Annotated in this window: 18 protein-coding genes; 1 reads left to right on the plus strand and 17 read right to left on the minus strand. The window is 70.2% G+C overall.

Annotated features, from left to right (window positions below; all coding sequences use genetic code 11):
- Positions 1–7 precede the first annotated feature (7 nt).
- The 4 genes from ACOBQB_RS19450 to ACOBQB_RS19465 form a co-directional block, all read right to left on the minus strand.
- Positions 8–475 carry a GNAT family N-acetyltransferase gene (locus tag ACOBQB_RS19450; protein ID WP_423593356.1) on the minus strand — a complete coding sequence of 156 codons (468 nt, stop codon included), beginning with the start codon at positions 473–475 and terminating at the stop codon, positions 8–10.
- Positions 472–1,413, minus strand: a complete 942-nt coding sequence (locus tag ACOBQB_RS19455; protein WP_423593358.1) for an RluA family pseudouridine synthase — start codon at positions 1,411–1,413, stop codon at positions 472–474. Before ACOBQB_RS19455 ends, ACOBQB_RS19450 begins: the two co-directional genes overlap by 4 nt.
- Before the next feature lie 63 nt (positions 1,414–1,476).
- Positions 1,477–2,070 carry a signal peptidase II gene (gene lspA / locus ACOBQB_RS19460; RefSeq protein ID WP_423593359.1) on the minus strand — a complete coding sequence of 198 codons (594 nt, stop codon included), beginning with the start codon at positions 2,068–2,070 and terminating at the stop codon, positions 1,477–1,479.
- A 78-nt stretch (positions 2,071–2,148) separates the two neighbouring features.
- The gene (locus ACOBQB_RS19465) at positions 2,149–3,495 is read right to left on the minus strand and encodes a TraR/DksA family transcriptional regulator (RefSeq protein ID WP_423593361.1); all 1,347 of its coding nucleotides are present in this window, start codon (positions 3,493–3,495) and stop codon (positions 2,149–2,151) included.
- Between the two features lie 596 nt (positions 3,496–4,091).
- On the opposite strand from ACOBQB_RS19465, the gene ileS reads away from it, so the two are divergent.
- Complete coding sequence (ileS, locus tag ACOBQB_RS19470) at positions 4,092–7,232, plus strand: isoleucine--tRNA ligase (protein ID WP_423593363.1); 3,141 nt, start codon at positions 4,092–4,094, stop codon at positions 7,230–7,232.
- 210 nt (positions 7,233–7,442) lie between these two features.
- Here ileS and ACOBQB_RS19475 read toward each other — a convergent pair whose 3' ends face one another.
- The 13 genes from ACOBQB_RS19475 to ACOBQB_RS19535 form a co-directional block, all read right to left on the minus strand.
- Positions 7,443–8,549 carry a DivIVA domain-containing protein gene (locus tag ACOBQB_RS19475; RefSeq protein ID WP_423593365.1) on the minus strand — a complete coding sequence of 369 codons (1,107 nt, stop codon included), beginning with the start codon at positions 8,547–8,549 and terminating at the stop codon, positions 7,443–7,445.
- 46 nt (positions 8,550–8,595) lie between these two features.
- A complete protein-coding gene (locus tag ACOBQB_RS19480) occupies positions 8,596–8,886 on the minus strand; it encodes a YggT family protein (protein WP_030783884.1) in 291 nt (96 codons plus the stop codon).
- 83 nt (positions 8,887–8,969) lie between these two features.
- Entirely contained in the window at positions 8,970–9,605 is a 636-nt protein-coding gene (locus ACOBQB_RS19485) for a cell division protein SepF (RefSeq protein WP_205037288.1), read from the minus strand.
- Positions 9,606–9,730: 125 nt separating this feature from the next.
- Positions 9,731–10,450: a YggS family pyridoxal phosphate-dependent enzyme gene (locus ACOBQB_RS19490; RefSeq protein ID WP_423593367.1), complete on the minus strand. Its 720-nt coding sequence runs from the start codon at positions 10,448–10,450 to the stop codon at positions 9,731–9,733.
- A 6-nt stretch (positions 10,451–10,456) separates the two neighbouring features.
- The gene (gene pgeF, locus ACOBQB_RS19495) at positions 10,457–11,188 is read right to left on the minus strand and encodes a peptidoglycan editing factor PgeF (RefSeq protein WP_423593369.1); all 732 of its coding nucleotides are present in this window, start codon (positions 11,186–11,188) and stop codon (positions 10,457–10,459) included.
- A 16-nt stretch (positions 11,189–11,204) separates the two neighbouring features.
- The gene (gene ftsZ / locus ACOBQB_RS19500; protein WP_423593371.1) at positions 11,205–12,449 is read right to left on the minus strand and encodes a cell division protein FtsZ; all 1,245 of its coding nucleotides are present in this window, start codon (positions 12,447–12,449) and stop codon (positions 11,205–11,207) included.
- A gap of 275 nt (positions 12,450–12,724) precedes the next feature.
- A complete protein-coding gene (locus ACOBQB_RS19505) occupies positions 12,725–13,516 on the minus strand; it encodes a cell division protein FtsQ/DivIB (RefSeq protein ID WP_423593373.1) in 792 nt (263 codons plus the stop codon).
- Between the two features lie 14 nt (positions 13,517–13,530).
- Positions 13,531–14,625 (minus strand): undecaprenyldiphospho-muramoylpentapeptide beta-N-acetylglucosaminyltransferase, encoded by a 1,095-nt coding sequence (gene murG / locus ACOBQB_RS19510; protein WP_423593375.1) that lies wholly within the window; start codon positions 14,623–14,625, stop codon positions 13,531–13,533.
- 6 nt (positions 14,626–14,631) lie between these two features.
- The gene (gene ftsW, locus ACOBQB_RS19515) at positions 14,632–15,942 is read right to left on the minus strand and encodes a putative lipid II flippase FtsW (protein WP_423593377.1); all 1,311 of its coding nucleotides are present in this window, start codon (positions 15,940–15,942) and stop codon (positions 14,632–14,634) included.
- A gap of 44 nt (positions 15,943–15,986) precedes the next feature.
- The gene (murD, locus tag ACOBQB_RS19520) at positions 15,987–17,426 is read right to left on the minus strand and encodes a UDP-N-acetylmuramoyl-L-alanine--D-glutamate ligase (RefSeq protein WP_423593378.1); all 1,440 of its coding nucleotides are present in this window, start codon (positions 17,424–17,426) and stop codon (positions 15,987–15,989) included.
- On the minus strand, positions 17,408–18,478 hold the full coding sequence (gene mraY, locus ACOBQB_RS19525) for a phospho-N-acetylmuramoyl-pentapeptide-transferase (protein WP_030783859.1): 1,071 nt from the start codon (positions 18,476–18,478) through the stop codon (positions 17,408–17,410). The genes murD and mraY overlap by 19 nt, the downstream gene beginning before the upstream one ends.
- Complete coding sequence (locus ACOBQB_RS19530; RefSeq protein ID WP_423593381.1) at positions 18,475–19,890, minus strand: UDP-N-acetylmuramoyl-tripeptide--D-alanyl-D-alanine ligase; 1,416 nt, start codon at positions 19,888–19,890, stop codon at positions 18,475–18,477. The genes mraY and ACOBQB_RS19530 overlap by 4 nt, the downstream gene beginning before the upstream one ends.
- Positions 19,891–19,894: 4 nt before the next feature.
- Entirely contained in the window at positions 19,895–21,565 is a 1,671-nt protein-coding gene (locus ACOBQB_RS19535; RefSeq protein ID WP_423593383.1) for a UDP-N-acetylmuramoyl-L-alanyl-D-glutamate--2,6-diaminopimelate ligase, read from the minus strand.
- Positions 21,566–21,626: the final 61 nt, after the last annotated feature.

The raw sequence follows: 21,626 nt of genomic DNA on the forward strand, positions 1-21,626 counted from the left end.
CCGGGAGCTAGCGCAGCGCCTTCCGCATCGCCCGGTGCGGAATCCCGGCGTCCGGGAACTCCGGCCCGTACACCTCGTACCCCAGGCGCTCGTAGAACCCCAGGGCGTGCGTCTGTGCGTGCAGGTCCATCGCCGTCAGGCCACGCGCGCGTGCCGCGTCCTCGATGGCCTCGACCAGGGCCGCCCCGACGCCGAGCCCGCGCGCGGCCCGCGTCACCGCGAGCCGACCGAGGGCGCCCACCGTGGCGTCCCCGCCGTTCTTCGCGGCGGCCGCGGCGCCGGTCAGGAGCCGTCCGGTGCCCAGCGGAACGCCGTCCTCGCGCACCGCCAGCACGTGCACCGCCCCGGCGTCGTACTCGTCGTACTCGACCTCTTCGGGGACCTGCTGCTCGGCCACGAAAACGTCCTTGCGGACCGCGAAGCAGGCCGCCAGGTCCTCCGGGCCCCGAGCGACCCGGGTCGTCACACCGCTCACGAACTCTCCGCCCGCACCCGGTCGAGCGCCTGCTGGAGGTCGTCGGGGTACTGGCTCTCGAACTCCACCCACTGTCCGTCGCCCGGGTGCTCGAAGCCGAGCCGGACCGCGTGCAGCCACTGCCGCGTGAGACCGAGCCGCTTACCGAGCGTCGGGTCCGCGCCGTACGTCAGGTCGCCCACACAGGGGTGCCGGTGCGCCGCCATGTGGACGCGGATCTGGTGGGTGCGCCCCGTCTCCAGCTTGATGTCGAGCAGGGAGGCGGCCCGGAAGGCCTCGATGAGGTCGTAGTGCGTCACGGAGGGCTTGCCCTCGGCCGTGACCGCCCACTTGTAGTCGTGGTTGGGGTGGCGGCCGATGGGGGCGTCGATCGTGCCGCTCATCGGGTCGGGGTGGCCCTGCACCAGCGCGTTGTAGCGCTTGTCGACCGTGCGCTCCTTGAACTGGCGCTTCAGGGACGTGTACGCGCGCTCCGACTTGGCGACCACCATGAGGCCGGAGGTGCCCACGTCCAGGCGGTGCACGATGCCCTGGCGCTCGGCGGCACCGGACGTGGAGACGCGGAAACCGGCCGCCGCGAGGCCGCCGATCACGGTCGTCCCGGTCCAGCCGGGGCTCGGGTGCGCGGCCACGCCGACCGGCTTGACGATCACGACGATGTCGTCGTCGTCATGCACGATCTCCATGCCCTCGACGGGCTCGGCCACGACCCGCACCGGAGCGGGTGCCTGCGGCATCTCCACTTCCAGCCAGGCGCCGCCGTGCACCCGCTCGGACTTGCCGACCACCGAGCCGTCGACCGCGACCTTCCCCGCCGCGGCGAGCTCGGCGGCCTTCGTACGGGAGAAACCGAACATGCGGGAGATGGCGGCGTCGACGCGCTCGCCCTCCAGGCCGTCCGGCACGGGCAGGGTGCGGATCTCGGGAATCGTACTCACCCATTGAGTATGCAGGAGCCCACTGACACTCCCCGACCACAGGTCTCGCCGCCGGGCCGGGCCTCAGTCCTTGTGGACGGTGCCGTCCGGGTCCAGCCCGCGGAAGGACAGCAGCACGATCAGGATGCCGCCGCAGACGATCGCCGAGTCCGCGAGGTTGAAGACCGCGAAGCCCTTGGGGGCGATGAAGTCGACCACCGCGCCCTCGAAGACGCCGGGCGCGCGGAAGATCCGGTCGGTGAGGTTGCCGAGCGCGCCGCCGAGCAGCAGGCCGAGCGCGATCGCCCACGGCAGGCTGTACAGCTTGCGGGCGAGGCGGGCGATCACCACGATGACGGCGGCCGCGATGCACGTGAAGATGATCGTGAAGGCCTCGCCGAACCCGAAGGCGGCGCCCGCGTTCCGGATCGCGTTGAAGCGGAGCCAGTCGCCGACGACGTCGATCGGCTCGTGGTGCTCCAGCTTCGCAACCACGATCATCTTGCTGATCAGGTCGAAGGCGTACGCGATCGCGGCGACGACGAACAGCACGGCGATCTTGCGCCTGCCCTTGGGCTCCTGCCCGTCCTCACCCGCGACGGCGCCGGGCCGCTCCGGCTCGCCCCCGTCCGTCTCAGGGTTGTCCGGCGTACCGATGATGCGCTCCGCCTCTGCCACGTGAGTCCCTCGACCTAGGTACCTGACTGGGGACGAGGGTACGGCACACACGTACGGGCCCAGGCCTTCAGGCCGTGCTCAGGAGCGCCGTTCCTGCTTCTGCTTGCACTCCACGCACAGCGTCGCGCGCGGGAAGGCCTGCATGCGCGCCTTGCCGATCGCGTTGCCGCAGTTCTCGCAGAGGCCGTACGTCCCCGCGCCGAGCCGTTCCAGGGCGCGCTCGGTCTGCACGAGCATCTCGCGGGCGTTGGCGGCGAGGGCCATCTCGTGCTCACGCGTGATGTTCTTCGTACCGGTGTCCGCCTCGTCGTCGCCGGCGCCGTCCCCGGAGTCCCGCATCAGCCCCGCGAGGGCCTGCTCGGACGCCGTGATCTCGGCGGTCAGCCGCAGCGCCTCGCTCTGGAGCTCCGTACGGGCCTTCGCGACCTCTGCCGGCGTCCAGGGGTCCTCGCCCGGCCGGACCGCGAGCTCACCGGGCTCGACCGCGGCGGCACGCGCCTTGGGCACCGCCGTCGGCTTGGTCGCCGCGGTCGCCGTGCCCGGAGTCTTCTTCGCAACCACTGTCGTGGCTCCCGTCGTCTCCGCGGCCTCAGCCGCATCTTCGGCCGCGGACGCGACCGTCTTCTTCACCGTGCTCTGCTTGGCAGCACTCTTCTTTGCGGGACTCTTCTTTGCGGGCGCTTCCCCGGGCGGGGCCGCGCTTCCCTCAAGGCCGGCCTCGCCCGCGGGGGCCGTCCTGGCAGCGCTCTCAGAGGCCTCGTCCGCCCCCATCCCCGGACCGGACGCCGCCGCGGCTCCCGCCCCCTCGGCAGAGGCTTTCCTGCCCACCGCGTTCTCGGCAGAAGCCTCCTCGGCGGAAGCATTCTTCTCGACGGCCTTATTGGCGGTGGCTTTCCGGGCAGCGGTCTTCTTGGCGGTCTTCTTCGCGGCGACCTTCTTGGCGGCGATCTTTTTCGCGGCGCTCTTCTTGGCGACAGCTTTCTTGGCCGCGGCCTTCTTCGCCACAGCGGTCTCCGGCACAGCCGCCTCCGCCCCGGCCTCGCCGGGCGGGGCCTCACCAGGCGAGGCCGGCCCGGCCACAGCCTTCTTCGCGGCAGCCTTCGTGACCGTCTTCTGGGCGGCAGCCTTCTTGGCCGCGGTCTTCTTGGCCGCGGTCTTCTTCGCCGCGGTCTTCTTCGCCGGGGGCTTCTTGGCCACCGCCTTCTTCCCCACGGCCGCCTCCGACGCCGCCGCCCCGGCCTCCTCCCCCGACATCGCTCCAGGCCCCGCATGGACCTTCTTCGCGACCTTCGCCGCACGCGTGCCACCGGTCACGTACGCACCGTGCTCGCTCTTCTTGCCGCTCACATCCTTGGCCGTCGCCGCGGCCGCGCCGGTGGATCTGCCGGACGCCGAGTGCTGTACGGCGGTCTTCTTCGCCACCATGGCCGCGGCCCCTTCACATATTGTGATCTTGCACGCGAATCGTGCTGGGACGATAAATCGACTCCAGGCCCGCGGCAACGGGGCACGCCGCCCGATTCGCCCGCCACGCCGGTCCCGCGCGGCGAGTCTGCAAGCGTTGTGCCCAACTCCCTGCCGGGTAATCCGCCGGCCGACGCGCGCCGGGGACCCCCGCGCCCCCGCATGTCGCCATTCGGGTCAGTACGCGCCCCGCACGCGGCGCCCTCCGGAGTCCCGGAAAAACCGGTCGGCCACCCCTTCCCCGGCGCCGTACACTGAACGGCAGCGAGAAGCGTGGATGGGGACGAGTAGCGGCGTACGCAGCCATGAGCGACCCGGGGACGGTGTGAGCCCGGGGGCGAGCGCGACGTGAAGATCACCCCGGAGCCGCCGGAAGAAAGCCGAAGCCTTCGAGCCGAGGCGAGTAGACCCGGTATCGCGACCCCAATGAGGGGGCTCACCGGCGCGGAACACCGTTTCGGAGAGCCAAGGAGGGTGGTACCGCGGGAGCGCGCCGCACCAGGCGCACACGGCTCTCGTCCCTCCGACGGAAGGCAGCACATCCGCCGGAGGAGCCCGTGAATACGCCGCCGCAGTACCGACAGGTACCCGCCCAGGTCGACCTGCCCGCCCTTGAGCACGCCGTGCTCGACTTCTGGCGCGAGCAGAAGATCTTCGCCAAGAGCCTGGAGCAGTCCGAGGGCCGCCCCGAGTGGGTGTTCTACGAGGGCCCGCCCACCGCCAACGGCATGCCGGGCGCCCACCACATCGAGGCCCGCGTCTTCAAGGACGTCTTCCCGCGCTTTCGCACCATGCGCGGCTACCACGTGGCCCGCAAGGCCGGCTGGGACTGCCACGGCCTGCCCGTGGAGCTGGCGGTCGAGAAGGAGCTGGGCTTCAACGGCAAGAAGGACATCGAGGCGTACGGCATCGCCGAGTTCAACGCCAAGTGCCGTGAGTCCGTGACCCGCCACACCGACGCCTTCGCCGAGCTCACGACCCGCATGGGCTACTGGGTCGACCTCGACGACGCGTACCGGACGATGAACCCCGAGTACGTCGACTCGGTCTGGTGGTCCCTGAAGGAGATCTTCAACAAGGACCTGCTCGTCCAGGACCACCGCGTCGCCCCCTGGTGCCCGCGCTGCGGCACGGGCCTGTCCGACCACGAGCTGGCGCAGGGCTACGAGACGGTCGTCGACCCGTCCGTCTACGTCCGTTTCCCCCTCACCTCCGGTCCCCTCGCGGGCGAGGCCGCCCTCCTGGTCTGGACGACGACGCCCTGGACGCTCGTCTCCAACACCGCCGTCGCCGCGCACCCCGACGTCACCTATGTCGTCGCGACGGACGGCGAGCAGAAGCTCGTCGTCGCCCAGCCGCTCGTCGAGAAGGCGCTCGGCGAGGGGTGGGAGACGACCGGTGAGACCTTCACCGGCGCCGAGATGGAGCGCTGGACGTACCAACGTCCCTTCGACCTGGTGGAGTTCCCGGCTCCGGCGCACTACATCGTCAACGCCGAGTACGTCACCACGGAGGACGGCACCGGTCTGGTCCACCAGTCCCCCGCCTTCGGTGAGGACGACCTCAAGGTCTGCCGCGCGTACGGCCTGCCGGTCGTCAACCCGGTCCGCCCGGACGGCACCTTCGAGGAGGACGTGCCGCTCGTAGGCGGTGTCTTCTTCAAGAAGGCCGACGAGGCCCTCACCAAGGACCTCGGCGACCGCGGCCTGCTCTTCAAGCACATCGCGTACGAGCACAGCTACCCGCACTGCTGGCGCTGCCACACGGCCCTGCTCTACTACGCGCAGCCGTCCTGGTACATCCGCACCACGGCCATCAAGGACAAGCTCCTCCAGGAGAACGAGAAGACGAACTGGTTCCCGGAGTCGGTCAAGCACGGCCGCTTCGGCGACTGGCTGAACAACAACGTCGACTGGGCGCTCTCCCGCAACCGCTACTGGGGCACCCCGCTGCCCATCTGGCGCTGTGAGGAGAACCACCTCACCTGCGTCGGCTCCCGCGCGGAACTCTCCGACCTGACCGGCACCGACCAGTCGGAGCTGGACCCGCACCGCCCGTTCATCGACGAGATCACGTTCGCCTGCCCCCAATGCCAGGGCACCGCCACGCGCGTGCCGGAGGTCATCGACGCCTGGTACGACTCGGGCTCGATGCCGTTCGCGCAGTGGGGCTACCCCTACAAGAACAAGGAACTCTTCGAGAGCCGCTACCCCGCGCAGTTCATCTCGGAGGCCATCGACCAGACCCGCGGCTGGTTCTACACGCTGATGGCCGTCGGCACCCTGGTCTTCGACAAGTCGTCGTACGAGAACGTGGTCTGCCTCGGCCACATCCTGGCCGAGGACGGCCGCAAGATGTCCAAGCACCTGGGCAACATCCTCCAGCCCATCCCGCTCATGGACCAGCACGGTGCCGACGCGGTGCGCTGGTTCATGGCGGCCGGCGGCTCCCCGTGGGCGGCACGCCGCGTGGGTCACGGCACCATCCAGGAGGTCGTCCGCAAGACGCTCCTCACGTACTGGAACACGGTCGCCTTCCAGGCGCTGTACGCCCGTACGTCGAAGTGGGCCCCGAGCGACGCCGACCCGGCGCCCGCCGACCGCCCGCTCCTGGACCGCTGGCTGCTCAGCGAGTTGCACGCGCTGACCGACCAGGTCACCCAGGCCCTGGAGGGCTATGACACGCAGCGCGCGGGCAAGCTCCTGTCCGTCTTCGTGGACAACCTCTCCAACTGGTACGTACGCCGTTCCCGTCGCCGCTTCTGGCAGGGCGACAAGGCGGCCCTGCGCACCCTGCACGAGGTCGTCGACACGGTCACGCGCCTGATGGCCCCGCTGACGCCGTTCATCACGGAGCGTGTCTGGCAGGACCTGATCGTGCCCGTGACCCCGGACGCCCCGGAGTCCGTGCACCTCGCCTCCTGGCCCGAGCCGGACCTCTCCGCCATCGACCCGGAGCTGTCCCGGCAGATGGTCCTCGTACGCCGCCTGGTCGAGCTCGGCCGTGCCACGCGTGCCGAGTCGGGCGTCAAGACCCGCCAGCCGCTGTCCCGCGCGCTCGTCGCGGCATCCGGCTTCGACGCGCTGGGCCCGGAGCTGCGCGCCCAGATCACGGAGGAGCTGAACGTCTCCTCCCTGGCGTCGCTCTCCGAAGTCGGCGGCTCCCTGGTCGACACCACGGCGAAGGCGAACTTCCGGGCGCTCGGCAAGCGGTTCGGCAAGGGCGTCCAGGCGGTCGCCAAGGCCGTCGCCGAGGCCGACGCCGCCGCGCTGTCGCTGGCACTGCGCGAGGGCACGGCCTCGGTCGAGGTCGACGGCGAGACGGTCACGCTGGCCCCGGACGAGGTCATCATCACGGAGACCCCGCGCGAGGGCTGGTCGGTGGCGTCCGACTCCGGTGCCACGGTCGCCCTTGACCTGGAGATCACCGAGGAGCTGCGCCGGGCGGGCCTGGCCCGTGACGCGATCCGCCTGATCCAGGAGGCCCGCAAGAACAGCGGCCTGGACGTCGCGGACCGGATCGCCCTGCGCTGGACGTCCACGGACCCGGAGGTGCTCACGGCGCTCTCCGACCACGCCGGGCTCATCTCCGACGAGGTACTCGCCACGGACTTCTCCCAGGGTGAGACGGACGACACATTCGGGCAGCCGTTCACCGACGACTCCCTGAAGCTGACGTTCCGCCTGCGCAAGGCGTAAGCGCGCGCAAGCAAGCACACAGCCGAAGGCCCGGTCCCGCCAAGAAACCTTGACGGGACCGGGCCTTCGGCGTTGCGTGCCCACGTACACACGAACGTCCCCGCACGACACCGGCGGACGCACAACCGGGCGCACAAAAGGGCCGGGCCCCCAGAGAGTCTGGGGGCCCGGCCCTGAACGCTGCCGACGCCTACGGCGTGGTCACGCCTGTCAGTTGTCGTCCTCGTCGATGAGGAAGCCACGCATCGGCGACGGAGCCTGCTGCATCGGCTGCTGACCCTGCGGCCGCACCGGCGCCATCGGCTGCGTCATCGCGGGCGACATCTGCTGCTGGCCGCCGTAGGACGGGCCGCCGCCCTGCTGGTTGCCGCCACCCATCGACTGGTTGCCGCCGTAGGACGGGGCACCCGCACCGGCCGGAGCCATCGACGGCGCCGGCGACGGCGGCAGCGAGGCGGTGGCCGGAGTACGCGGCGGGGCCAGCGAGTCGTCGGCCTGGGTCTCCAGCTGGCGCAGCTGCGACTCCAGGTAGGACTTCAGACGCGTGCGGTACTCGCGCTCGAAGCCGCGCAGGTCCTCGACCTTGCGCTCCAGCGTGGCGCGAGCGGACTCCAGGGAGCCCATCGCGACGCGGTGCTTCTCCTGCGCGTCCCGCTCCAGGGCGTCGGCCTTGGCACGGGCGTCACGCTCCAGGCCCTCGGCGCGCGAACGGGCCTCGCCGACGATCTTGTTGGCCTCGGAACGGGCCTCCGCGATCGCCTGGTCGGCGGTCTGCTGCGCAAGGGACAGCACGCGAGCGGCGCTGTCGCCACCGGGGCCCTGACCGGGCTGCGGCATCTGCGGGCCGTGGCCACCCATGGGACCGCCCATGGGGCCACCCATCGGGCCCTGACCCATCGGGCCCGGACCCTGCGGACCGCCCTGCGGTCCATGCCCCTGGCCGTGACCACTGGGGCCTGCGGGCAGCTGCGGTGCGCCGCCGGGCAGCTGCGGCGGGCCACCCATGGGGCCACCCATCTGCTGCTGCGGCGGGACCGGCTGCGGTCCAGATATAGCGGCGGGTACCGGAGCACCCGGACCTCGCTGGTCCTGCGGCCCGTCGGGCCCCTTGCGCATACCGCCCTGCTGCTGGTTCTGAGCAGCGGCGCGGGTGGCGGCGGCCAGCTTGGCGCGCAGGTCCTCGTTCTCGCGGAGCAGGCGAGTCAGTTCGGCTTCGACCTCATCGAGGAAGGCATCGACCTCGTCCTCGTCATAGCCTTCTCGGAGGCGGACGGTCGTGAACTGCTTGTTCCGCACGTCCTCGGGGGTCAACGGCATCTCTTCACCTCAACGTAATCGTCGGCATTCGGCAAGACCGTATCGTTCACACAGACACCGACCTGACGACGGTGATCAGGATGTAGACGATGATCATCAGTACGAAGAAGGACAGGTCGAGCGCCACGCCCCCGAGACGCAGCGGCGGAATGAACCGCCGCAGAAGCTTGAGCGGTGGATCAGTGACAGTGTAGGTGGCCTCCAGAACGACCACCATCGCCTTGCCGGGTTGCCATGAGCGGGCGAACTGGAAGACGTAGTCCATGACCAGCCGGAAGATCAGCACGATGAGGAAGCACATCAGCGCGATGTAAAGCACCTGCAAGACCACGCTCATGTCCGCGGTTCCCTCTCCCCTGTTTCCCGTGCTTCGTCGTTCCGGTACTGCGTCTTGCTTGCGACTACTGCGTCACTTGCGTCTCAGCTCTGGTTGAAGAACCCGCCCTCTGCGATGCGAGCCTTGTCCTCCGCCGTTACATCGACGTTAGCAGGCGACAACAGGAACACCTTCTGCGTCACGCGTTCAATGCTGCCATGCAGGCCGAAGACCAGACCGGCCGCAAAGTCGACAAGTCGCTTCGCGTCCGTGTCGTCCATCTCCGTCAGATTCATGATCACCGGAGTGCCCTCACGGAAGTGTTCCCCGATGGTACGGGCCTCGTTGTAGGTCCGGGGGTGCAATGTGGTGATGCGGTAGGGCTCCCGCTCGGACACGACCTTGGGCATGATCACCGGTGCGTTCTTCTCCAGGCTCTGGCGTTCAGGTGTGATGGATGCCACGGGGGCGATTCGTGCCGGACGTCCGGATTCCGCGGCTAGCGAAGCGGAATGGGCCACCGGTTCACGGGGGGCGGGTGGCTGCACCACTCGTACCGATTCGTCCCGTTGGGACTGATGGGACTGGTGTGACTGATGCGGCGGTTCGTGCCGCCTGCGGTCGCGCTCGGGCTCCGGCTCGGGTTCGAACTCGTCATCGGGGTCGAACCCCGGACCGTCGTACCCGTCGTCCTCCACGAGGCCGAGGTAGACCGCCATCTTGCGCATCGCGCCGGCCATGCTCTGAGTCCTCCGCTCTGTGGTGGATCGGCTGTCGTCACCAACTGCCCGCGATCCACGAGGTATCCCCGCCTCAACAGCGAGAATGACCATATTTTCTGCTGTGGTCCGACTTCCTGGCGACGTTACCCGAGCCCGGGTCGGACTCCGAGTACCGCCGTACCGACGCGCACATGTGTCGCCCCGGCCGCCACGGCCTGTTCGAGGTCCGCACTCATCCCTGCCGACACCATGTTCGCAGCCGGATGAGTCGCGCGCATAAGGGTTGCGAATTCCATCAGTCGCTCGAACGCGGCCTGTTGCCGACCCGCGTAAGGACCGGTGAGCGGCGCGACGGTCATCAGACCGTCGAGTCGCAGTCCCGGTGCCCCCGCCACGAGGTCGGCCAACTCTTCGATCCCGCCGGGCCCGACGCCACCGCGCTCCCCGCGGCCGTTCTCCTCGGCGTCCAGCGCGACCTGGATCAGGCAACCGAGTTCGCGCTCCGCGCGCACCGCGGCCGTCGAGAGGGCCGTGACGAGCTTGGGCCGGTCCACGGACTGCACCAGATCGGCATAACCGACCACGGAACGGACCTTATTGGTCTGCAATTGACCGACGAAGTGCCAAGTAAGAGGGAGATCCGTGCACTGAGCGGCCTTCGGCGCCGCGTCCTGGTCGCGGTTCTCCGCGACGTGCCGCACGCCGAGTTCCGACAAGATCCGTACGTCGCTCGCCGGATAGGTCTTGGTGACCACGATCAGGGTCACCTCTTCCCGCTTGCGCCCGGCTGCCGCGCACGCCGCGGCGATGCGCTCCTCGACCTCCGCGAGGTTCGCCGCGAGTTGAGTCCTACGATCCGTCATGCCTTATCAGTCCAGCCAGACATAGCCCGCGAGACGACCGGTCGTGCGGTCGCGGCGGTACGAGAAGTGGTCAGCGGATTCCAGCGTGCACACCGGCGAGTGCTCCCGGTCGCGCACCCCGAGCCGTTCCAGTTGCGCGTGCACCCCCGCGGTCACATCGACCGCCGGCGTACCCCAACTCGTCTCGGCGTACGCCGCGGGCTCGACGGCGGCCACCTCGGCGCGCATCGCCTCGGGTACTTCGTAACAACGCCCGCAGACGGCGGGACCGGTGCGGGCGACGATACGTCCGGGGTCGGCGCCGAGCTCCACCATGGCCTCGACGGCGGCCGGCACGACGCCCGCCAGCATCCCCGGGCGTCCGGCGTGCGCCGCGGCCGCGACCCCGGCGACCGGATCGGCGAGCAGGACCGGCGTGCAGTCGGCGGTCAGGACGGCGAGCGCGAGCCCCCTGCGGGCGGTCACCACCGCGTCGACAGCCGGGATCTCGGCGTCGGAGCCCCAGGGTTCGTCGACCACGGCGACCTCGCGGCCGTGCACCTGGTTCATCCAGACGACCCGGCCCGGGTCGACGCCGAGGGACTTGGCGGCCAACGTCCGGTTCTCCCGCACGGCCTCGGGCTCGTCGCCGACCGCGCCGCCGAGGTTGAGCTCTTCGTACGGAACGGCGCTCACCCCGCCCCACCTGTCGGTGAAGGCGAAGTGCGCGCCGCTCGCGGTGCTGTGCTTGCTTATCACTTCGAGAAGTCCGGTATCACTTCAGGAAGTCCGGCACGTCCAGCTCTTCGGCCTGGCTGTCCTGGTACGGACGGGCCGGCGGGACCTGCGGCGGCGTCACCGGCGTGGCCGGGGCCTCGCTCGCCGGGGCCGACGCCTCCGCGGGCTCCGGAGTCGCGGGCTCCTCGCGCGAGGTGACGCTGCCGAGGCCGCCGAAGGCCGGGCGGGACGGTTCGGCGGCGGGACGCGAGGCCGAGGACGGGGCCGGCGCCGGCTCGTCGCGCTTGGCGCTCGCGGAGGCCGAGCCGAGGACGTTGTCCCGCTTGGACGGCGGCTGGCCGCCGTCGAAACCCGCCGCGATGACGGTGACCCTGACCTCGTCGCCGAGCGCGTCGTCGATGACCGCGCCGAAGATGATGTTGGCCTCGGGGTGCGCGGCCTCGCTGACCAGCTGGGCCGCTTCGTTGATTTCGAAGAGGCCGAGGTCCGAGCCACCGGAGATGGAGAGCAGCACGCCGCGGGCGCCGTCGATGGACGCCTCCAGGAGCGGCGAGGAGATCGCCATCTCGGCGGCGGCCACCGCGCGGTCGTCGCCGCGGGCGGAGCCGATGCCCATGAGCGCCGAACCGGCCTCGGACATGACCGACTTGACGTCGGCGAAGTCGAGGTTGATCAGGCCGGGCGTGGTGATGAGGTCGGTGATGCCCTGGACACCGGAGAGCAGGACCTGGTCCGCCGACTTGAAGGCGTCGAGGACCGAGACCTGGCGGTCCGAGATGGACAGCAGCCGGTCGTTGGGGATGACGATGAGGGTGTCGACCTCTTCGCGCAGCTCCGCGATGCCGTCCTCGGCCTGGTTGGCGCGGCGGCGGCCCTCGAAGGTGAACGGGCGGGTGACCACGCCGATGGTGAGGGCGCCGAGCGAGCGTGCGATGTTGGCGACGACGGGTGCGCCGCCGGTGCCGGTGCCACCGCCCTCGCCGGCGGTGACGAAGACCATGTCGGCCCCCTTGAGGACCTCCTCGATCTCCTCGCGGTGGTCCTCTGCGGCCTTGCGGCCGACGGCCGGGTTGGCGCCGGCGCCGAGGCCGCGGGTGAGTTCCCGGCCGACGTCGAGCTTGACGTCGGCGTCGCTCATCAACAGGGCTTGCGCGTCGGTGTTGATGGCGATGAACTCGACGCCCTTGAGACCGACCTCGATCATCCGGTTGATGGCATTGACACCACCGCCGCCGACACCGATGACTTTGATGACTGCGAGGTAGTTCTGCGGTGCTGCCACGTCGAAGGCCTCTCGCCTCGAGTTACGTGTCGCCGTTTCGCATCGATGCGATACGGCGACTGATGCCGAATGGGACGGTCCGAACGCCGACCCGAACCCTAACGCTGAAGTTTAGGGTTACCAGTGTGTCTGTTCCCTGGACTCTTCCGAACAGGACACTAAGTCGACAAGTGGCGCACGTTCAACGAACACGCCGAACCTCCCGTTTTTCTTTTCACCCTATGTGATCAGCCGTAGCGATGCCGAACCAGGGTGCTGGCCTGCGGCGATACGCGTCAACTTCCTGATGACGCAGGGGCGGTGGGGACGCTCACATCGAAGTGCCGTGCCTTGGGGGTCGCTTTCATCAGCGCCGTGAGGGTAGTGGCTTTCGTACGCCCCTTCTCGCCGCTGCCCCAGACGACGGTGCGGCCACCGCTCAACTCCAGCGAGATGGAGTCGTACGAGCGGACCTTGACCTTCCGGGTGGCGCGGCCGACGGCTTCGGGCAGGTCACCGGTGACCCGGACCGCTTCGCGCAGCAGCCGGTCGGTGCCGAACCGGCGCAGGCTCGCGGCCCCGTTCTCCTGATCCGGCGTCAATTCGAGGCGCGGGACGTCCGCGGGCGCGCGCCCGACCGTGGCGAATCGCACTCCCTCGGCGTCCACTTCGATGAACTTTCCGCCCTTTTCGATGAGGAGAACCGGCTCACGTTCCGTCACTTCGAGCCCGATTCCGTGCGGCCAGGACCGTGTGACGGCAACCGAGTCAATTCGGGGCAATTTCGAGCGGAGGCGCTCTTCGATGGCGCCCGTGTCGACCGAAATCAGTGGTGTCCCGAGGGGGGCGTCCGCCGCGTCGAGCACCTCCTGGGGCGTGAGCACCCGGGTGCCCGACGTCTCCACGTGCTCCAGGCGCAGCCAGTGCGAGCCGTAGAACACCCAGGCGCCCCCCGCCGCCAGGAGCACGGCGAGGGCCAGGGCCAGGACCAAGGCGCGCGAACGGGCCGTCAGGACCCGGCGGGTGCGCTGCGGGCGGGACGGGCCGGACGTGCGCTGCTGCCGTTCGGCGGTGGTCGGTCCGGCCACGGTCCCCTGCCTTCTCACGCGTTACGGCGTGACGCAATCGCCTCGTACACCATGCCGACGAGCAGCTCGTCGGCGTCCCGGCGGCCGAACTCCGAGGCGGCGCGGGACATCTCGTACAGCCGGTGCGGATCGGCCAGGACGGGCAGGACGTTGCCCTGGACCCACTCGGGCGTCAGTTCCGCGTCGTCGACCAGCAGTCCACCGCCGGCCTTGACCACCGGCTGGGCGTTGAGCCGCTGTTCGCCGTTGCCGATCGGCAGCGGTACGTACGCGGCGGGGAGCCCGACGGCGGAGAGTTCGGCGACGGTCATCGCGCCCGCGCGGCAGAGCATCATGTCGGCAGCGGCGTACGCGAGGTCCATCCGGTCCACGTACGGTACCGGGATGTACGGGGGCATTCCCGGCATCTGGTGCAGCTGCGGCAATTCGTTCTTCGGGCCGACCGCGTGCAGGATCTGGATGCCCGCGCGCTGGAGCACCGGGGCGACCTGCTGGACGACCTCGTTGAGCCGCCGGGCGCCCTGGGAGCCGCCGGAGACCAGCAGCGTCGGCAGGTTGGGGTCGAGGCCGAAGGCGGCGCGCGCCTCCGGGCGGACCCTGGCCCGGTCGAGCGTGGCGATCGTGTGGCGCAGCGGGATGCCGATGTAGCGGGAGTTGCGCAGCTTGCTGTCGGGGGTGGCGACGGCCACCCCGTGGGCGTACCGCGAACCGATCTTGTTGGCGAGCCCGGGCCGCGCGTTGGCCTCGTGCACGACGATCGGCGTCCCGGTCCGCTTGGCCGCGAGGTAGCCGGGCAGGGCGACGTAGCCGCCGAAGCCGACGACGCAGTCCGCCTTCGTGCGCTCCAGGATCTGCTCGGCCGCCTTGATGGTGCCGCGCAGCCGCCCTGGGACGGTGATCAGTTCAGGGGTGGGCTTGCGCGGCAGCGGGACGGCCGGGATCAGCGCGAGTTCGTAGCCCCGCTCGGGTACGAGTCGGGTCTCGAGTCCACGCTCCGTGCCCAGGGCCGTGATGCCCACGGTCGGGTCCTGCCTCCGCAGGGCGTCCGCGAGGGCGAGCGCGGGCTCGATGTGGCCGGCGGTCCCCCCGCCGGCGAGTACGACATGCACCGAAATTCACCGCTCTCCGGACGAACGCGCCTTGACGCGCCGTCGCATCGTGTTCCATCTCACCCGAGGTTGCCGCATGGCCAGGGCCGCCTTCGCAGCGGGGTCCGATCGCGCGAAGGCGATGAGGAGCCCGATGGCGAACATGGTCGGCAACAGGGCCGACCCCCCGTAGGAGAACAGCGGGAGCGGGACACCGGCGATCGGCAGCAGACCGAGCACCGCACCGACGTTGATCACGGCCTGGGCCGTGATCCAGGTGGTCACGCCTCCCGCGGCATACCTCACGAAGGGGTCCTCCGTGCGTCCGGCCACGCGGATACCCGCATAGCCTAGAGCCGCGAACAGGGCGAGCACCGACAGTGTCCCCGCCAGGCCGAGTTCCTCTCCGGTGATGGCGAAGATGAAGTCGGTGTGCGGTTCAGGAAGTTGACCCCATTTTTCCACACTCGCGCCCAGGCCGGAACCGAAGAATCCGCCGGAGGCGAGGGCATAAATGCCGTGTACCGCCTGCCAGCACTGGTCGCCGGGCCCTGGATCGGTGGCGCCGATGCAGGCGAGCCTGGCCATCCGGTTGGGGCTCGTCTTGATGAGAATCACACCGATCAAGGCGGCGATCCCGAGCACGCCGGCGAAGAGCCGGGTGGGCGCCCCCGCCAGCCACAACAGGCCGAAAAGGATCGCCGTGAGAATGATCGCGGTGCCCATGTCGCCGCCGAGCATGATGAGCCCGAGCAGCATGAAGGCGACGGGCACGAGCGGCACCAGCATGTGCTTCCACTGGGTCAGCAGCCGCTTGTCGTGCTTGCGCGCGAGCAGGTCGGCGCCCCACAGCACGAGGGCGAGCTTGCCGAACTCGCTGGGCTGGAGCTGGAACGGGCCGCCCAGATAGATCCAGTTCTGGTTGCCGTTGACGCTGCGCCCTATCCCCGGGATCTGTACGAGAACCATCAGGAAGACGGTCACCGCGAGCATCGGATAGGCCAGCGCCCGGTGGAGCTTGATGGGCATCCGCATGGCGAGCAGGAGCAGGATCGCGCCCAGGACGGCGGCCACGAACTGCTTGCGGAAGAAGTACGAGGCGGGCAGGTCCAGCTGGAGCGCCTGGATCATCGACGCCGAGTAGACCATGACCAGGCCGAGCACGGTGATCAGTAGGCTGCTGCCGAAGATCAGGTAATACGCCGTGAGCGGACGGTCCCAGGCCCGGCGGACATTGTTGAAGAGCCGCCGGAGCCCGCTCTCGCCCGGAGGGTGGGAGGCACCTCTGGCGCGTACCGGAGCCGGCCGTTTGGCGACCCGCACGGAAGACCTGGCCACGTTCCCTCCCAAGGGTGTGCCCGGCGCCGCCGGACGAAGGCCGGTCAGGCGCGCGTGGAGCCGAGTTCGCGGACGGCGTCCGCGAACGCTTCACCACGCTTGTTGTAGTTGGTGAACATGTCCATCGACGCACAGGCCGGGGCCATCAGCACGGTGTCCCCCGGCTGAGCCAGCTCCGCCGCCCGCCGTACCGCCTCGGACATCGCCCCAGTGTCGGTCCGGTCGAGGTCGACGACCGGGACCTCGGGGGCGTGTCGCGCCAGGGCTTCGCGGATCAGCGCGCGGTCGGCGCCGATCAGGACGACGCCGCGCAGCCGCTTCGCCGCGCCCGTGACGAGTTCGTCGAAGGTGGCGCCCTTGGCGAGGCCGCCCGCGATCCACACGATCGACTCGTACGCCGCCAACGACGCCTGTGCCGCGTGGGTGTTGGTGGCCTTGGAGTCGTCGACGTAGGCGACCTCCGCCACGTCGGCGACGTGCTCGATGCGGTGGGCGTCCGGGCGGAAGGCGCGCAGGCCGTCGCGTACGGCCGTGGCCTGGACGCCGAAGGCGCGGGCGAGGGCGGCGGCGGCCAGCGCGTTGGCGATGTTGTGCGGTGCGGGCGGCTGGACGTCGGAGATCTCGGCGAGCTCCTGGGCCTGCTTCTGGCGGTCCGGCACGAAGGCACGGTCGACCAGGATGCCGTCCACGACGCCCAGTTGCGAGGGCGCGGGCGCGTTCAGCGTGAAGCCGATGGCCCGGCAGCCCTCCTCGACGTCGGCCTCGCGGACCAGGTCCTCGGTCGCCTTGTCGGAGACGTTGTAGACGCAGGCGATGTGATTGCCCTCGTAGACACGCCCCTTGTCGGCGGCGTACGCCTCCATGGAGCCGTGCCAGTCGAGGTGGTCCGGCGCGAGGTTGAGGACCGTCGCGGAGTGGGCGCGCACGGACGGCGCCCAGTGCAGCTGGTACGAGGACAGCTCGACGGCCAGCACGTCGTACGCGTCGTCGCCTTCGAGGATGACGTCGACGATCGGGGTGCCGATGTTGCCGACGGCGGCCGTGCGCAGCCCCGCCGCCTGAAGGATCGAGGCGAGCATCTGCGTGGTCGTGGTCTTGCCGTTGGTGCCCGTGACGGCGAGCCAGGGCGCCGCGTCCGGGCCGCGCAGCCGCCAGGCGACCTCGACGTCCCCGATGACGTCCACGCCCGCCTCGGCGGCCGCGGCGAACAGCGGCGAGGTGGGCTTCCAGCCCGGCGAGGTGACGACGAGGTCCGTGCCGGGCGGCAGGCTCTCGGCGTCCGCCAGGCGTACGGCGATGCCCTCGGCCCGGAGCCGGGCGGCGCGCTCCTCGTGCCCCGCCCCCGAGCCGCCGTCCACGACGGTCACCGACGCGCCGAGGCCGGCCAGGGCGCGGGCGGCGCTGATGCCGCTCACGCCGAGACCGGCGACGGTGATGTTCTTGCCCTGCCAGTCGGAGGCGAAGGTCACTTTTCGGCTGCCCATCCCGCGTAGAAGAGACCGAGGCCGACGATCACGCACATGCCCTGGATGATCCAGAAGCGGACCACCACAAGGACCTCGGACCACCCCTTGAGTTCGAAGTGGTGCTGGAGTGGCGCCATCCGGAAGACGCGCTTGCCGGTCAGCTTGAACGAGCCGACCTGGATGACGACCGACATGGTGATCATCACGAAGAGGCCGCCGAGGAGCGCGAGGAGCAGCTCGGTACGGGAGCAGATCGCGAGGCCCGCGAGCGCGCCGCCGAGGGCGAGCGAACCGGTGTCACCCATGAAGATCTTGGCGGGCGAGGTGTTCCACCACAGGAAGCCGAAGCAGGCACCCATCAGCGCGGAGGCCACGACCGCGAGGTCGAGCGGGTCTCTGACCTCGAAGCACGCCTGGGGGTTGGTCAGCGTCGTGGCGTTGGCGCACGACTCCTGGTACTGCCAGACACCGATGAAGGTGTACGCGCCGAAGACCATCACGGAGGCGCCGGTGGCGAGGCCGTCCAGACCGTCGGTGAGGTTCACGCCGTTCGACATCGCGAGGATCATGAACAGCGCCCAGACCACGAACAGGACCGGGCCGATCGACCAGCCGAAGTCCGTGACGAACGACAGCTTGGTGGAAGCCGGTGTCTGGTTGCGGTTGTCCGGCCAGTTCAGCGCGAGCACGGCGAAGCCGATGCCGACGATCAGCTGGCCGGCCATCTTCGCCTTGGCGCGCAGACCGAGCGAACGCTGCTTGACGATCTTGATGTAGTCGTCGAGGAAGCCGACGAGGCCCATGCCCGCCATCAGGAAGAGCACCAGCAGGCCGGAGAGCGTGGTCTCCGTACCCGTGATGATCTTCGTGAGGAAGTACGCGATGAGCGTGGCCAGGATGAAGGCGATACCGCCCATGGTCGGCGTACCGCGCTTGCTGTGGTGCTCGCGCGGGCCGTCGTCCCGGATGAACTGGCCATAGCCCTTGCGGGCCAGGAGCTTGATCAGCAGCGGGGTGCCGACCAGGGTCAGGAAGAGCCCGATCACACCCGCGAAGAGGATCTGCCTCATCGGCCGGAGACCTGCCCCTCAGAAGACACCGCGGCGTCGTCGAGCAGCGCCGTGGCGACCCGCTCTAGACCGACCGATCTGGACGCCTTCACCAGTACGACGTCTCCCGCGCGCAGCTCGCTGCGCAGCAGGTCGATCGCCGCCTGTGCGTCGGACACGTGCACCGACTCCTCACCCCACGAACCCTCGTTGTATGCGCCCAGTTGGAGCCAGGACGCTTCCCTGCCCCCGACTGCCACGAGCTTGCTCACGTTGAGCCGGACGGCAAGGCGTCCGACCGCGTCGTGCTCGGTGAGACTGTCGTCCCCGAGCTCGGCCATCTGACCGAGCACCGCCCACGTACGGCGCCCCTTGCCCATGGCCACGAGCGCGCGCAGAGCGGCTCGCATGGACTCGGGGTTCGCGTTGTAGGCGTCGTTGACGACCGTCACACCGTCCGGGCGCTCGGTGACCTCCATACGCCAGCGGGACAGCGTGCCCGCCTCGGAGAGCGCGAGGGCGATCTCGTCGACGGACATGCCCAGCTCATGGGCGACGGCGGCCGCGGCAAGCGCGTTCGACACGTGGTGCTCACCGTACAGCCGCAAGGTCACGTCGCTGCACCCGGAGGGTGTGTGCAGCGTAAAAGCAGGCTGGCCGTTCTCCATGAGTCGGACATTCTCGGCACGTACGTCGGCGTCCTCGGCCTCTCCGAAGAGGATCACGCGCGCCTTGGTGCGCGACGCCATGGCGCGCACGAGGGGGTCGTCGGCGTTGAGGACGGCAGCGCCGTCCGCGGGCAGCGCCTCGACCAGCTCACCCTTCGCTTGTGCGATCTGCTCGCGGCCGCCGAACTCGCCGATGTGGGCGGTGCCGACGTTCAGGACGAGGCCGATCCTCGGCGGAGTGAGTCCGGTGAGGTAACGAATATGGCCGATTCCGCGTGCTCCCATCTCCAGGACGAGGAACCGCGTCTCGTCCGTGGCGCTGAGCGCGGTCAGCGGCAGGCCGATCTCGTTGTTGAGGGAGCCCGGCGTGAAGACCGTGGGCGCCTTGCGCCGCAGCACCTGCGCGAGCAGGTCCTTGGAGCTGGTCTTGCCGACCGAGCCGGTCAGGGCGACCAGGGTCGCGCCGAGCCGCTCCACGACGTGGCGTGCGAGGGCGCCGAGCGCCGCCTGGACGTCGTCGACGACGATGGCGGGCACGCCGACCGGCCGCGAGGCGAGGACGGCCGCGGCGCCTGCCGCGACGACGTCCGCCGCGTAGTCGTGGCCGTCGGCGCGCTCGCCGACGAAGGCGACGAAGAGGCTGCCGGGCTCCACCTCACGGGAGTCCCGGACGACGGGTCCGGTGACCTGGACGGCCGGATCCGGTATGTCGTACGTCTGCCCGCCGACGACGCTGGCGATCTCGGCGAGGGAGAGGGCGATCACAACTTCATCCCTGGGTTTGCTGGATAGCTTCGCGAAGCACCTGGCGGTCGTCGAAGGGACGCACCACCCCGGCGATGTCCTGTCCCTGCTCGTGGCCCTTGCCCGCGACCAGGACGGTGTCGCCCGGTCGCGCGCGGACGACGGCCGCGCGGATGGCGGCGGCGCGGTCCTCGAAGACGGCGACGTCGCCGCGTTCGTGGATCGGCACCTCGGCGGCGCCGGCGAGCATCGTGGCGAGGATCGCGAGGGGGTCCTCGCCACGGGGGTTGTCGGAGGTCAGTACGGCGGTGTCGGCGAGGCGGGCCGCGGCCGCGCCCATCGGCATGCGCTTGGTCTTGTCGCGGTCGCCGCCGCAGCCGAGCACGATGTGCAGCTTGCCCTCGGTGACCTTGCGCAGGGCGCGCAGGACCGATTCGACGGCGTCCGTCTTGTGGGCGTAGTCGACGACCGCGAGGTAGGGCTGACCCGCGTCGACGCGCTCCAGGCGGCCGGGCACGCCGGGCACCGCGGCGACGCCGTCGGCGGCCTGCTGCGGGTCAATCCCGGCGACGGCCAGCGAGACGATGGCGGCGAGGGTGTTGGCGACGTTGAAGGGGCCCGCGAGCGGCGATTTCGCCGTGACGCGCTCGCCCTTGGGGCCGATTACGACGAACGTCGAGTCGAGCGGCCCGACCTGGACGTCCTCGGCGCGCCAGTCGGCGTCCGGGTGCCCCTCGGCGGAGAACGTGGTGACGGGCACCTCGGACTCGGTGACGAGCCGACGCCCGTACTCGTCGTCGAAGTTGACCACGCCGAGCCGCGAGCGCCGCTTGGTGAACAGCTGCGCCTTGGCCCGGAAGTAGTCCTCCATGTCGGAGTGGAACTCCATGTGCTCCGGGCTGAGGTTGTTGAAGACGGCGACGTCGAAGACGCAGCCGTCCACCCGCCCGAGCACCAGGGCGTGGCTGGAGACCTCCATGGCGACCGCCTCGACGCCGCGCTCGCGCATCACCGCGAACAGCGCCTGGAGGTCGGTGGCTTCGGGGGTGGTGCGCTCCGACTTGATGCGCGTCTCGCCGATGCGCATCTCGACCGTGCCGATGAGGCCGGTCGCGCGCAGGCCCTTGAGGCCGCCCTCGACGAGGTACGCGGTCGTGGTCTTGCCGGAGGTGCCGGTGATGCCGATCTGGAGGAGGTCGCGGCCGGGGTGGCCGTAGACCGTCGCCGCCAGTTCGCCCATCTCGTCGCGCGGGCTGTCGACGACCAGGACCGGAAGGCCGGTCGCGGCCGCGCGGTCGGCGCCGGTCGGGTCGGTGAGGATCGCCGCGGCGCCGAGGTCGGCGGCCTGCGCGACGAAGTCGGCGCCGTGCATACGGGCGCCGGGCAGCGCGGCGTAGATGTCACCGGGGCGGACCGCGCGGGAGTCGTGCGTGATGCCCGTGATCTCCGTGTCGCCGGCGCCCTCGGCCGCTGCTTCGACGGCGACGCCCAGCCGGCCCGCGAGGTCCGTCAGTGAGGCCGCGGAGACCTGTTCCGGCCGCGGCGGTCCCGGATAGGTCACGGGAGCGCCCTTCTGGGTGGTTTGGGACTGATCAGCGTGTGGCACGGCGGTGAGCGTACCGGGCGCACCCCTCTCGGAGCGAAGCGGGCGGTGTGGCGGGGGGTGGTTCCCGGGGTCCGGGGTGATCGTTGTCACGAGTGGTTCCTGGTCGGTCTCAGGGCTCGAAGGTGGCCGGTCTCGGGGCTCGAAGGCGGCC

Source organism: Streptomyces sp. G5(2025) (assembly GCF_049542075.1).
Classification (GTDB): Bacteria; Actinomycetota; Actinomycetes; order Streptomycetales; family Streptomycetaceae; genus Streptomyces.

What these genes read in the sequence shown, in the direction of transcription:
- ACOBQB_RS19480 (WP_030783884.1), bottom strand. Translation starts at nt 8,886, where the DNA reads ATGAGCGTGGTCTTGCAGGTGCTTTACATCGCGCTGATGTGCTTCCTC.
- murD (WP_423593378.1), bottom strand. Translation starts at nt 17,426, where the DNA reads ATGGGCAGCCGAAAAGTGACCTTCGCCTCCGACTGGCAGGGCAAGAAC.
- ACOBQB_RS19490 (WP_423593367.1), bottom strand. Translation starts at nt 10,450, where the DNA reads ATGACGGATCGTAGGACTCAACTCGCGGCGAACCTCGCGGAGGTCGAG.
- ACOBQB_RS19475 (WP_423593365.1), bottom strand. Translation starts at nt 8,549, where the DNA reads ATGCCGTTGACCCCCGAGGACGTGCGGAACAAGCAGTTCACGACCGTC.
- ACOBQB_RS19485 (WP_205037288.1), bottom strand. Translation starts at nt 9,605, where the DNA reads ATGGCCGGCGCGATGCGCAAGATGGCGGTCTACCTCGGCCTCGTGGAG.
- ACOBQB_RS19465 (WP_423593361.1), bottom strand. Translation starts at nt 3,495, where the DNA reads ATGGTGGCGAAGAAGACCGCCGTACAGCACTCGGCGTCCGGCAGATCC.
- mraY (WP_030783859.1), bottom strand. Translation starts at nt 18,478, where the DNA reads ATGAGGCAGATCCTCTTCGCGGGTGTGATCGGGCTCTTCCTGACCCTG.